The sequence below is a fragment of the Marinobacter sp. G11 genome (assembly GCF_021282325.1).
Taxonomy (GTDB): domain Bacteria; phylum Pseudomonadota; class Gammaproteobacteria; order Pseudomonadales; family Oleiphilaceae; genus Marinobacter; species Marinobacter vinifirmus.
In genome coordinates this window covers 172,508-184,951 of the sequence record NZ_JAJSPB010000003.1, presented here as the reverse complement: position 1 = coordinate 184,951, position 12,444 = coordinate 172,508, and the positions used below count along the sequence as shown (strand labels likewise).

Here is a 12,444-nt window from a genome sequence, read left to right as displayed (position 1 = left end):
ACAGTTATGGATATTCGCAAAATCAAGAAACTGATCGAGCTGCTCGAAGAGTCTGATGTCGAAGAGCTGGAGATTCACGAAGGCGACGACTCGGTACGCATTTCCCGCCGTCGCGAGCAGGCAGCTGCCGGTGGCCATTATGTAAGCCACTACGCCGCACCGCAGGCGCCCCAGGCACCGGCGCCCGTGGCTGAAGCAGCACCGGCTGCAGAAGCTGCTGCCCCGGCTGCACCGAGAGGCCATACCGTGAAGTCTCCGATGGTTGGCACCTTCTATCGTTCACCCTCACCCACAGCTGCTGCATTCGTTGAAGTGGGCCAGACCGTGAATGCTGGCGACGTGATCTGCATCGTAGAAGCCATGAAGATGATGAACCAGATCGAAGCCGACAAGGCCGGTACCATTACCGAAATCCTGGTCGAAAATGGCCAGCCGGTTGAGTTTGACCAGCCCCTGGTCGTCATTTCCTGAATTCGGTGATTGCTAACCATGGCCATGTTAGAAAAAGTTCTGATCGCAAACCGCGGTGAAATTGCCCTGCGCATTCTCCGCGCGTGCAAGGAGCTGGGCATCAAGACGGTTGCCGTGCACTCGCAGGTCGACCGCGACCTGATGCACGTGCGCCTTGCAGACGAATCTGTCTGCATTGGCCCGAACAGCCCCACAGAAAGCTACCTGAACATCCCCACCATCATCAGCGCTGCTGAGGTGACCGATTCCGTGGGCATCCACCCGGGCTACGGCTTTTTGGCAGAGAACGCCGACTTTGCCGAGCAGGTCGAGAAAAGCGGCTTCCGCTTCATCGGCCCCCGGGCAGAAACCATTCGCCTGATGGGTAACAAGGTCTCCGCCATCGAAGCCATGAAAAAGGCAGGCGTACCGACCGTACCCGGCTCCGACGGCCCGCTGACGGACGACGACGAGCGTACCCTCAAGCTGGCGAAGCAGATCGGCTACCCGGTGATGATCAAGGCCGCTTCCGGCGGCGGTGGTCGTGGTATGCAGGTAGTGCACTCTGAAGCCGCCCTGCTGAAAGCGGTGCAGATTACCCAAACCGAAGCCAAGAACGCGTTCGGCGATCCCACCGTCTATCTGGAGAAGTTCCTGGAAACTCCACGCCACGTGGAAGTCCAGGTGCTGGCCGATATGCACGGTAACGTCATCCATCTGGGCGACCGGGACTGCTCCATGCAGCGCCGCAACCAGAAGGTGATCGAGGAAGCACCGGCTCCGAACATCAACCCGGAATCCCGGGAGCGCACCCTCAAGGCCTGCGTGGATGCCTGCAAGGAAATCGGTTATGTGGGCGCCGGCACCTTCGAGTTCCTGTACCAGGACGGCGAGTTCTATTTCATTGAAATGAACACCCGGGTACAGGTTGAGCATCCGGTCTCCGAGATGGTCACCGGCGTGGACATCGTGCGTGAGCAGCTGCGCATTGCCAGCGGCCTGCCGCTGCAGTACAGCCAGGACGAAATCCATATTTCCGGCCACGCCATCGAGTGCCGGATCAACGCCGAAGACCCGCAAACCTTCGTGCCCAGCCCGGGCAAGGTGAAACACTTCCACGCTCCCGGTGGCAACGGCATCCGTGTGGATTCGCACCTGTACAGCGGCTACACCGTACCGCCGTACTACGATTCCCTGGTGGCCAAGCTGATCACCTGGGGCGACGACCGGGAAATCGCCCGCCGGCGTATGAAGAACGCGCTGGACGAAATGCTGGTCGAGGGCATAAAGACCAATCAACCCCTGCATCGAAAACTGGTACGCGATGGTGGCTTTAAACAGGTAGACTTCACCATCCACTACCTCGAGAAACTGATGCGGGATTAACCATGCCCTGGATACAACTCCAGATTCCAGCTGATCCGGATACTGCGGATCAGCTGGAGGATCTGTTAATGGAAATGGGCGCAGACGCCGTTTCCATGGAAGACGCAGCCGACCAGCCCCTGTACGAGCCCGATCCGGGCACCACTCCCCTCTGGAGCCAGACCACCGTTACCGGCCTGTTCCAGTCTGATCGCAACATCGAACAGCTGTTAGCGGATATCCGCGACGCCTGGCACCAGCAAACCCAGCAGTCCCTGGCCGAGATTGAAGTCACTCTGGTGGAAGACAAGGACTGGGAACGGGCCTGGATGGATGATTTCCACCCGCTGCAGTTCGGTGAACGCCTGTGGATTGTGCCCAGCTGGCACGAGGCGCCAGACCCCGATGCCGCCAACCTGTTGCTGGACCCCGGCCTGGCCTTCGGCACCGGCACCCACCCCACCACCGCCCTGTGCCTGGAATGGCTTGACGGCCAGGATGTTGCCGGCAAACAGGTAACCGACTACGGCTGTGGCTCCGGCATCCTGGGCCTGGCGGCCCTGCTGCTGGGTGCGGACCATGTGATTGGCGTGGATACAGACCCGCAGGCCCTGGAAGCCAGCCGCGACAACGCCCGCCGTAACGGCGTGGAAGACAACCGCCTGGACCTCTACCTGCCCGGACAGGACCCCGACACCCAGGCGGACGTAATGCTGGCCAACATCCTGGCCCAGCCGCTGATTGGCCTGGCGCCGAGGCTGGCAGAACTGACCAGGCCCGGTGGCCACCTGGTACTGTCCGGCATTCTGTTCAACCAGGCCCGGGAAGTGATGGATGCCTACGAACCCTGGTTCATCATGGACGAGCCGGAACAGAAAGAAGACTGGATACGCCTCACAGGACGGCGCAGGGACAGATGACGGCCCAGGCGTTTATGACTAAACTGCCTGACTCGTACTGACCCAAATGCAATGACCTAGCGATCCCGCTTTCAGGACCGAAGCATGACCCAGAGCAGCCTGCAGACCCAGTGCCCCCAATGCGAAACCCGTTTCCGGGTAACCGACGAACAGCTCGGCGTAGCCGGGGGCAAGGTCCGTTGCGGCAGCTGCATGAACGTGTTCAACGCCCTGGAACACCGGGTGACTGAAAGCGGGACGATTGCGACGCCCCCCGAGGAAAAGCCGCAAGAACCCGCGGATGTCGGCTTTGGCGAAGACGAGTTTGTGTTTGCCGACAACCCCGAAGAAGACGCCACTGAAGGCCGCTACGCCGGCAGCAAGCTCACCTTCGATGAGGACGAGCTCAGCGACAGCTTCCGGGATGTGGATGAACCCGATGCCCCGGGCTTCCGGGACGACTCAGACGATCACGACAACCACCAGGTAGACGAAAGCTGGGCAGAAGCCATGCTTGAAGAGGTGGAACCCGGGCAGGAGCACAAGCCTGAAAAGGAACCGGAGCCTGAACCTGAACCTGAACTTCTGAAAGTTGAGCCGGAGCCCGAACCGGCGCAACCCCGGGCCGATCACGAACCGCCCCTGACCGCCGATGACGACCGGGTGAGCGATCCTGTCACCAGCCGCCCCGCCAAACCGTTCCAGCCGGACAACCTGTACCAGGACCTGCGCCGAGACCCGGTATCCGTGGGTGGTGGCCGTGGCGGCCTGCGCACAGCCCTTTGGACACTGGTGGTACTGGTGCTGATTGGCGTTCTGGTAGCCCAGGTTACCTGGTTCCAGTTTGACCGGCTGTCTGCCATCCCCCAGTTGCGCCCGTTCTACGAGAAAGGCTGTGAACTTGCCGGCTGCCAGCTCAAGCCCCTGGTGGATGTCGACGCCATCCAGAGCCGGAAGCTGGTGGTACGCACCGATCCGGAAAACCGGACCCAGCTGATTGTCGATGCGGTTATCCTCAACCGGGCAGGCTTTGAACAGCCGTTCCCGGCCATCGCCCTGACCTTCTCGAACCTTAACGGCGACGTGGTGGCCCAGAGTGTGTTTTCCCCCGATGAATACCTGGCCGGCGAAGCCTCCGGGCTGAATGCCATGCCGATGGAAACACCGGTTCGCATCGCCATCAGCATTCGCGACCCCGGCCGCGACGCGGTTAACTACAATCTGGGTTTCCGGCCGGCATCCCCCTGACAGCGCCGGACAACCGCCATGCCGACGCACAGTTGACAGCGCAAAAGTCAACCAGAAAGCACGAAAAATAATCAATTTTTTCCTGCTTTCGCCCCTTCAATCGATGTGCCCCCGGCGGTATCATTACCGCCCTTCGGAGACCGGAGCGGTCAGAAATTAACCAACCGCTCCACCGAACCTTGCTTAACCCGCTGTGACACGGACTCAGATCATGCTGCCAACGGCAAAAATCGGGCCGTACACCCTGCCCAACCCGCTTATTGTTGCGCCCATGGCCGGCGTAACGGATCGCCCTTTCCGGCAGCTTTGCCGCCGAATGGGAGCTGGTCTGGCGGTATCGGAAATGGTCATAGCAGACAGCAAGCTCTGGCATACGCGCAAATCGCGCACCCGCCTGAATCATCAGGGTGAACCGGAACCCCGCTCGGTACAGATCGCCGGCGGCGACCCTGAGATGCTGGCGGATGCCGCCCGGCAAAATGCCGAGTTTGGTGCCCAGATCATCGACATCAACATGGGCTGCCCGGCCAAGAAGGTCTGTAACAAGGCCGCCGGTTCTGCCCTGATGAAAGATGAAAAACTGGTGCGGGCAATCCTCGAGGCCGTTGTGGCCGCCGTGGATATACCGGTCACCCTGAAAATGCGCACCGGCTGGGACCGGGACAACCGCAACGCACCGGTGATCGCCCGCATGGCCGAAGACGCCGGCATCCAGGCACTGGCAGTACACGGCCGCACCCGGGCAGACAAATACAACGGAAACGCCGAATACGACACCATCGCCGCGGTAAAAGCCAGCGTGGGTATTCCGGTGTTCGCCAACGGCGACATCACCACGCCGGAAAAAGCCCGGCAGGTGCTCGCGCACACCGGCGCAGACGGCCTGCTGATTGGCCGTGGGGCACAGGGCCGGCCATGGATCTTCCGGGAGATTCTGCACTACCTGGAAACCGGCACGCACCTGGCTGAGCCACCGCTGGATGAAGTCGAGCAGATTCTGTCGGAGCACCTGGCCGAACTGCACAGCTTCTACGGCGAGAAAATGGGTGTGCGTATCGCCAGAAAGCATGTGGGCTGGTATCTGCAGTCCCACGACGAGAACAAACAGTTCCGAACACGCTTCAACGGCATCGAAGATGCGCTGGAGCAGAAAGACAGCATCGAACAGTACTTTGCAGGCTTACGAAATGGAGAGGTATTCGCAGCATGACCGCTGAGACTTTGGCAAACGACAACCTGGGCACCCCGGCCAACGATGATGTCCATCAGTTGCACACGGTAAATAATAGCGGCAACAGTGTCACCCTGCGTGACAGCGTGGAAGTGGCCCTGAAAAACTACTTCACGCAGCTGGACGGCGCACCGGTTTCTGACGTGTACCAGCTGGTACTGTCAGAAGTGGAAGCGCCCCTGCTGGAGCAGGTAATGAAGTACACCCGCAACAACCAGACCAAGGCCTCCACCATGCTTGGCCTGAACCGCGGCACCCTGCGCAAGAAACTCAAGCAGTACGGTCTGCTTTAATCTGACAAAGGAAGGCAGTCACCATGGCAAACCAGGCAAACACCCCCGTCCGTCGCGCCCTGATCAGCGTAAGTGATAAAACCGGCATCGTCGATTTCGGCCGAGCCCTGACTGAACGCGGCGTTGAGCTGCTGTCCACCGGCGGTACCTTCCGCCTGCTTCAGGAAAACAACGTACCGGTCACCGAAGTGTCCGACTACACCGGTTTTCCCGAGATGATGGATGGCCGGGTAAAAACCCTGCACCCGAAGATTCACGGTGGCATTCTGGGCCGTCGCGGCACCGATGATGCCATCATGGGCGAACACGGCATCAACCCCATCGACATGGTGGTGGTGAACCTGTATCCGTTCGAAGAGACCGTGGCCAACCCGGACTGTGACCTGCCGACTGCCATCGAGAACATCGACATCGGCGGCCCCACCATGGTTCGCGCCGCCGCCAAGAACCACAACGATGTCGCCATCGTGGTGAACGCCTCCGACTACAGCCGGGTTCTGAAAGAACTGGACAGCAACGACGGCCAGCTCACCTACAGCACCCGCTTCGACCTGGCGGTAAAAGCGTTCGAGCACACCGCCGGTTACGATGGTGCCATCGCCAATTACCTGGGCGGCCGTACCCCGGACAACGACAATACCGACTTCCCCCGCACCTTCAACGCCCAGTTCGTGAAGGTTCAGGACATGCGTTACGGCGAGAACCCGCACCAGCGCGCCGCCTTCTACGCCGAGCGCAACCCGAAAGAAGCCTGCGTGGCCACCGCCAAACAGTTGCAGGGCAAGGAACTGAGCTACAACAACGTGGCCGACACCGATGCCGCCCTGGAATGCGTTAAGCCGTTTGCCGACCCGGCCTGTGTCATCGTCAAGCACGCCAACCCCTGCGGTGTGGCCATCGGTGCCGACATCCTGCAGGCCTACGACCTGGCCTTTGCCACCGACCCGACGTCCGCCTTTGGCGGCATCATCGCCTTTAACCGGGAACTGGATGCCACTACCGCCAAGGCCATCGTGGATCGCCAGTTTGTGGAAGTGATCATCGCCCCGAGCGTGGCGCCGGAAGCGGTCGAGATTGTTGCTGCCAAGAAGAACGTACGCCTTCTGGCCTGCGGCGAATTCGACGGCGAGCGCGCCCAGACCATGGACTACAAGCGCGTAACCGGCGGCCTGCTGGTCCAGGACCGTGACCTGGGCATGGTCGCTATGGAAGACGTGAAAGTGGTTACCGAGCGCCAGCCCACAGAAGAAGAGCTGAACGATCTGCTGTTCGCCTGGGAGGTAGCCAAGTACGTGAAATCCAACGCCATCGTCTACGCCAGGGCGGGCCGCACCATCGGTGTGGGCGCAGGCCAGATGAGCCGCGTCTACAGTGCGAAGATTGCCGGTATCAAGGCGGCAGACGAAAACCTGGAAGTGAAGGGTTCGGTGATGGCCTCAGACGCGTTCTTCCCGTTCCGTGACGGCATTGATGCCGCTGCTGAAGCCGGTATTACTGCGGTCATCCAGCCGGGCGGTTCCATGCGCGACCAGGAAGTGATCGACGCCGCCAACGAGCATGGCATTGCCATGGTCTTCACCGGCATGCGCCATTTCCGTCACTGATCAACGTATTCAGGAGCAGCACATGAACATTCTGGTTATTGGCAGTGGCGGGCGCGAACACGCCCTGGCGTGGAAAGCAGCCCAGTCTCCGCAGGCAGACAAGGTGTTTGTTGCACCGGGTAACGCCGGTACCGCCCGGGAACCGAACCTGGAGAACGTCGACCTGGACGTGATGGACCTGGACGGCCTGGCCAACTTTGCCGAGCAAAACAACGTCGGCCTGACCATCGTCGGCCCGGAAGCGCCGCTGGTGGCAGGCGTGGTCGACAAGTTTGAGGCCCGCGGCCTGCGCATCTTCGGCCCCAGTGCCGGTGCGGCCCAGCTGGAAGGCTCCAAGGCCTTCACCAAGGACTTCCTGGCCCGCCAGAAGATCCCTACCGCCGACTATGCCAACTTCACGGACGTAGACGAAGCTCTCGCCTATGTGCGTGAAAAAGGTGCACCGATCGTGGTCAAGGCCGACGGCCTGGCCGCCGGTAAAGGCGTGATCGTGGCCATGACCCTGGAAGAAGCCGAAGACGCCATCCGCGACATGCTTGCGGGTAATGCCTTTGGCGATGCCGGCAGCCGCGTGGTGGTGGAAGAGTTTCTGGACGGCGAAGAAGCCTCCTTCATCGTGATGGTGGACGGCAAGAACGTGCTGGCCATGGCTACCTCCCAGGACCACAAGCGCGTAGGCGACGGCGACACCGGCCCCAACACCGGCGGCATGGGCGCCTATTCTCCGGCCCCGGTGGTCACTGCGGATGTGCACCAGCGCATCATGGACGAGGTGATCTACCCCACCGTCAACGGCATGGCGGCTGAAGGTCATCCCTACAAGGGATTCCTGTACGCCGGCCTAATGATCGATGCCAACGGTGCGCCGAAGGTAATCGAGTTCAACTGCCGCTTCGGCGATCCGGAAACCCAGCCGATCATGCTGCGCATGAAGTCTGACATGGTTGAGCTGTGCCAGGCGGCCGTGGACGGCAAGCTGGACCAGTGCGACTCCGAGTGGGACGACCGCGCCTCTGTGGGCATCGTGCTGGCTGCCGGCGGCTACCCTGCCGACTACAGCAAGGGTGACGTCATCTCTGGCCTGCCGGAAAGTGAAACCGAAGGCGAGAAGGTGTTCCACGCCGGCACCAAGCTTAACGGCGACGACGTTGTCACCGCCGGCGGCCGCGTACTCTGCGCCACTGCCCTCGGCAGCACCGTGACCGAAGCCCAGCAACGGGCCTATGAGCTGGCGAAGAAAATCAGCTGGAACGGCATGTTCTACCGTAACGACATTGCCTACCGGGCCATTGCCCGGGAGCAAGGCTGAGTTTCAGGCTCTGCCCGTTAAAGCTGTCAGCCCGGTCATTGACCGGGCTTTTTTATGGGTTAGTGTTAGGCCATCAACCCGAAACCATGAAAAGGAGTTCACTGTGCCCCGTAACGCACTCAACCTTGTTCTGTTGCTTGCTACCACCCTTCTGATCAGCGCTTGCTCGAAACAGGGTATCTACGACAGCGCCATTGGCTGGGAACGCTCCAGCGCCGGGCTGGAAACCGAACAGGTCGCAGTCGGGGAACTGGATATCACCTATCTGCGCAGCAAAGAGCCGGTGGACGGCGACACACTGGTCCTGATTCACGGCTTCGGCGCCAACAAGGACAACTGGACCCGGCTGGCTAAGGAATTCAAAGGCGAGTTCAACATCTACGCCTTCGACCTGCCCGGCCATGGCGACAGCAGCAAGCCCATGGACATCGGCTACCGCTTTGAAGACCAGGTGGGCTACCTGAACCAGGCGCTGGCGAAGCTGGGCGTGGAGCGGTTCCACATGATGGGCAACTCCATGGGCGGCGCCATCACCGCGCTCTATTCCGCAACCCATCCCGACCAGGTACAAACGGCGGTGCTGTTTGACCCGGCAGGCATCTTCGAATACGAGAGCGAACTGGTCGACCTGGTCCTGGAAGGCGACAACCCGCTGATCCCCAAGCAGGAAGGGGACTTCGACAAGCTGCTGGATTTCGCCCTGGAGAAGCGTCCTTTCGTGCCCTGGCCGATTTTCGACGTAATGGAAGAAAAGGCCATCGCCAACCGGGAAGTCAACGAAGTCATCTTTGCCGCCATCCGCGACACCGGCTTTGAGCCGGATTTCCGTAATGCCATCACCAACATCCAGGCGCCGGTCCTGGTGGTGTGGGGCAAGCTGGACCGGGTGATCAACTACCGCAACGCCGACGTCTTCGTTGAGGCCATCCCCGATGCCCGCAAAGCCATTCTGGATGACATCGGCCACGCTCCGATGGTGGAGGCCCCGGAGCGGTCTGCAGAACTGTTCCGGCGGTTTCTTGCAGAGCAGCAGCCCTGACACCAACGGCCACTACATTTACGGTTAAAAAAACGGTAAGGTTTCGGGCCTGTTTTCCCGTCAAAAGAACGCGCCATGCCTGAAGCCATCTGGATCAGTTTCGCCTTTGTTATCGGCCTGCTTGTTAAAGGCATCGGCCTGCCGCCACTCGTCGGTTACCTGGCCGCGGGCTTTGTGCTCAGCGGCCTGGCCGCCAACACCAGCATTACCGCTGAGCCCACCGATGTGTTGGCTCACATCGCCCACCTGGGTGTTCTGCTGCTGTTGTTTACCGTTGGCCTGAAACTCAAGCTGCGCTCCATCATCAGCCCTGAAGTGATCGGCGGCAGCCTGCTGCACTTTGCTATCACCTGCGTGGTGTTTGCCCCCGGCCTGTACCTGCTGTTTGACCTGGGCTGGACCACCGCCCTGATGCTGGCCATTGCCCTGTCCTTTTCCAGCACCGTGCTGGCGGCCAAGGTACTGGAAAGCAAGCGGGAACTGCGGGCGTTCCACGGTAGGGTAGCCATCGGCATATTGATCATGCAGGACCTGATCGCCCTGGTGGTGATGAGCCTGGCTGCCGGCAAAACCCCTTCCGAGTGGGCGCTGATTGTCTTTGGCCTGCCCCTGCTGCGGCCCCTGCTCTACAAGCTGCTGGATGCCAGCGGCCATGACGAACTGCTGGTGCTGCTGGGATTACTGCTGGCCCTGGTGGTCGGTGGCCTGGGCTTCGAGGCGGTGGGCCTGAGTTCGGAACTGGGCGCCCTGGTGTTCGGTGCCATGCTGGCCAACCACCCCCGCTCCCAGGAACTGGCCAAGTCCCTGTGGAGCGTGAAGGAAATCTTCCTGGTGGGTTTCTTCCTGCAGATCGGTATTGGCGGCCTGCCAGACCAGCAGGCCCTGATCTTTGCCGTAGTAGCTGCCCTGTTGCTGCCGCTCAAAGGCATACTGTTCTATTTCCTGCTGCTGGGCTTCCGCCTGCGTGCCCGCAGTAGTTTCCTGACCTCCCTGTCGCTGACCAACTACAGCGAATTCGGCCTGATTGTCGCCAGCATCGCCCTGCCTGAATGGCTGATTCCGCTGGCCATTACCGTGTCGCTGTCCTTCGTGATCTCCGCACCCCTGAACCGGTTTGCCCACAGCCTGTTCGAAAAGCTGGCACCACGCATCGTCCGCTTCGAGAGCAAGAAACGACACCCGGACGAACAGCCGATTTCCCTGGGCGATACCCGCGTACTGGTGATGGGTATGGGCCGCACCGGCACCGCCACGTACGACTGGCTTCAACCCCACGAACCCAAAATCATGGGCCTGGACTCCGACCCGGCGAAAATGGAAAAGCACCAGCAGGAAGGCCGGAACGTGGTCTTTGCCGATGCCGAAGACAACACCTTCTGGCAGGGCCTGCATATGCCTGCGCTGCAGTCGGTGGTGCTGGCGATGAATGATATTGAAGGCAAGCTCATCGCCGCCCGGATGCTGCGCAAGCTCGGTTTTGAAGGCTATATCGTGGCCCACACCATGTACGCCGACGAAGCCGAGAAAATCCGCATCGCCGGCGCAGACGAAGCCTACCTCACCATGAGCGAGACCGGCGTAGCCCTCGCCAGCCACCTCATGGACAAATCAGGGCTTCAGACCGCGCAGGTGCGGAACCCGGTATAAACATCACCGCGGAACGGCAGGTACGCCTGCCGGTAAGTGCCACGAACCAGGTTGGATGACGTGGCACAGCTACCCCCCTTGGTCACCTTGTGAGTGGCAAACTGCAGGGTCGACATGAATGGATACATATCCACCTTGAAGCCGTCATAAGGCAGAAACTCGTTGCTGGTCCACTCCCAGACCGAGCCGATCATCTGCCGGCAGCCAAACGGACTGTCCCCTGACGGATAATCCGACACCGGATTACGGGCCATGGACCGGCCATCCATATCCGCCCGCAATATACCTGGCACCTCATTGCCCCAGGGATACCGACGGAAAGGCTCACCGGGCTTGTTACCCAACGCCGCCACCTCCCACTCATACTCCGTCGGCAACCGCCGCCCGGCCCATGTGCAGAACGCCTCCGCTTCCCAATACGTCACATGGGTAACCGGCGCACCCGGCTCCAGCGGCAGCCACTGGTCAAACACCCGCTCCTGCCAGTGCCCTTCATGCCAGCGCCAATACAGCGGATGCCGTGGCACCGTCATCCGGGGCTCCGCAACCCTATGCACCAGCGCCACATCCACTTCAGTCTCCAGCCACTTCCGGCCCCCGAACGACCAAAGCTCCGGGCGCTTGTAGCCATCGTCCTCAACAAACGCCTGAAACTCCCGGTTACTCACCAGGGTACGACTGATCGCAAACGCCGGCAGCTCCACCTCAAAACGTTGCTTTTCAGCATCAAACGCAAAGTCTTCGGTCGCATACCGTTCAGACTCACCCGGCATCCCGATCACCCAACGCCCGGCCGGAATCTGCGCATCACCGCTCACCGGCTCGCCCGGAGCCGGCCGATCGCCCTGGTAATCCACCGACGCCGGATAACCCACCGTCTGCCGGCACCAGATCAGCGACTCGATGTGCATGTTCTGGTGGTAAATGGCGTAACGATAAAGATACAGCTCTTTGTCGGTCAGTTCCCGCCCCTTGATGCGTTCGGCAACCCGGTCGTAGATGGTGTTGAAATACTTGAGAGTGTCTTCCCGGCCCGGAAACAGATCCCGATTCCAACGATCCTTGTGATCGACATGGAAAGAGTCCCACAGGTCATCCATGGAAGGATCGTAGCTGGGCGTACCGTCCAGCAGGTTGAAGACAAAGACCTCGTAGAAGAACGCTGAGTGGCCCATTTCCCAGAGCGGCGGGTTCACACCCGGGTGGTAAGGCACATCCAGTTGCGCCTCTGACAATGTGCAGATCAACTGTTCGGTGCGAGTCCGAGCCAGTTCCAGGTCTTCCAGAAGTTGCTTCTTCTGTTTTTCAATCGCCATTAACCCGGGCTCCAGTGAATCCAGCTGCCAATGTACGGCAAGC

At 60.6% G+C, this 12,444-nt stretch carries 11 protein-coding genes; 10 read left to right on the top strand and 1 reads right to left on the bottom strand.

Going from position 1 to position 12,444, the window contains the following annotated elements; translation table 11 throughout:
• Positions 1–6 precede the first annotated feature (6 nt).
• From accB to LWH94_RS03365, 10 genes are all read left to right on the top strand, one after another.
• Positions 7–471, top strand: coding sequence for an acetyl-CoA carboxylase biotin carboxyl carrier protein (accB, locus tag LWH94_RS03410; protein ID WP_022988366.1), 465 nt, complete (start codon positions 7–9; stop codon positions 469–471).
• A gap of 18 nt (positions 472–489) precedes the next feature.
• Positions 490–1,836 (top strand): acetyl-CoA carboxylase biotin carboxylase subunit, encoded by a 1,347-nt coding sequence (accC, locus tag LWH94_RS03405; protein ID WP_022988367.1) that lies wholly within the window; start codon positions 490–492, stop codon positions 1,834–1,836.
• 2 nt (positions 1,837–1,838) lie between these two features.
• Entirely contained in the window at positions 1,839–2,735 is an 897-nt protein-coding gene (gene prmA / locus LWH94_RS03400; protein ID WP_036219133.1) for a 50S ribosomal protein L11 methyltransferase, read from the top strand.
• 84 nt (positions 2,736–2,819) lie between these two features.
• Complete coding sequence (locus LWH94_RS03395) at positions 2,820–3,962, top strand: DUF3426 domain-containing protein (RefSeq protein ID WP_232901249.1); 1,143 nt, start codon at positions 2,820–2,822, stop codon at positions 3,960–3,962.
• A 211-nt stretch (positions 3,963–4,173) separates the two neighbouring features.
• Positions 4,174–5,172, top strand: coding sequence for a tRNA dihydrouridine synthase DusB (gene dusB / locus LWH94_RS03390; protein ID WP_058341878.1), 999 nt, complete (start codon positions 4,174–4,176; stop codon positions 5,170–5,172).
• The gene (gene fis, locus LWH94_RS03385) at positions 5,169–5,486 is read left to right on the top strand and encodes a DNA-binding transcriptional regulator Fis (RefSeq protein WP_022988371.1); all 318 of its coding nucleotides are present in this window, start codon (positions 5,169–5,171) and stop codon (positions 5,484–5,486) included. The genes dusB and fis overlap by 4 nt, the downstream gene beginning before the upstream one ends.
• A gap of 23 nt (positions 5,487–5,509) precedes the next feature.
• Complete coding sequence (gene purH, locus LWH94_RS03380) at positions 5,510–7,090, top strand: bifunctional phosphoribosylaminoimidazolecarboxamide formyltransferase/IMP cyclohydrolase (RefSeq protein ID WP_232901248.1); 1,581 nt, start codon at positions 5,510–5,512, stop codon at positions 7,088–7,090.
• Positions 7,091–7,112: 22 nt separating this feature from the next.
• A complete protein-coding gene (purD, locus tag LWH94_RS03375; RefSeq protein WP_232901247.1) occupies positions 7,113–8,399 on the top strand; it encodes a phosphoribosylamine--glycine ligase in 1,287 nt (428 codons plus the stop codon).
• Between the two features lie 103 nt (positions 8,400–8,502).
• Positions 8,503–9,438, top strand: coding sequence for an alpha/beta fold hydrolase (locus tag LWH94_RS03370; protein ID WP_232901246.1), 936 nt, complete (start codon positions 8,503–8,505; stop codon positions 9,436–9,438).
• Between the two features lie 75 nt (positions 9,439–9,513).
• Complete coding sequence (locus LWH94_RS03365; protein WP_232901245.1) at positions 9,514–11,085, top strand: cation:proton antiporter family protein; 1,572 nt, start codon at positions 9,514–9,516, stop codon at positions 11,083–11,085.
• Here LWH94_RS03365 and senA read toward each other — a convergent pair.
• Complete coding sequence (senA, locus tag LWH94_RS03360) at positions 11,055–12,401, bottom strand: selenoneine synthase SenA (protein WP_232901244.1); 1,347 nt, start codon at positions 12,399–12,401, stop codon at positions 11,055–11,057. The genes LWH94_RS03365 and senA overlap by 31 nt on opposite strands.
• Positions 12,402–12,444 lie beyond the last annotated feature (43 nt).

Bases quoted from the DNA above. Each gene is read 5' to 3' on its own strand.
- fis (WP_022988371.1), top strand. From the start codon at position 5,169: ATGACCGCTGAGACTTTGGCAAACGACAACCTGGGCACCCCGGCCAAC.
- purH (WP_232901248.1), top strand. From the start codon at position 5,510: ATGGCAAACCAGGCAAACACCCCCGTCCGTCGCGCCCTGATCAGCGTA.
- purD (WP_232901247.1), top strand. From the start codon at position 7,113: ATGAACATTCTGGTTATTGGCAGTGGCGGGCGCGAACACGCCCTGGCG.
- LWH94_RS03395 (WP_232901249.1), top strand. From the start codon at position 2,820: ATGACCCAGAGCAGCCTGCAGACCCAGTGCCCCCAATGCGAAACCCGT.
- prmA (WP_036219133.1), top strand. From the start codon at position 1,839: ATGCCCTGGATACAACTCCAGATTCCAGCTGATCCGGATACTGCGGAT.
- dusB (WP_058341878.1), top strand. From the start codon at position 4,174: ATGCTGCCAACGGCAAAAATCGGGCCGTACACCCTGCCCAACCCGCTT.
- LWH94_RS03365 (WP_232901245.1), top strand. From the start codon at position 9,514: ATGCCTGAAGCCATCTGGATCAGTTTCGCCTTTGTTATCGGCCTGCTT.
- senA (WP_232901244.1), bottom strand. From the start codon at position 12,401: ATGGCGATTGAAAAACAGAAGAAGCAACTTCTGGAAGACCTGGAACTG.
- accB (WP_022988366.1), top strand. From the start codon at position 7: ATGGATATTCGCAAAATCAAGAAACTGATCGAGCTGCTCGAAGAGTCT.
- accC (WP_022988367.1), top strand. From the start codon at position 490: ATGGCCATGTTAGAAAAAGTTCTGATCGCAAACCGCGGTGAAATTGCC.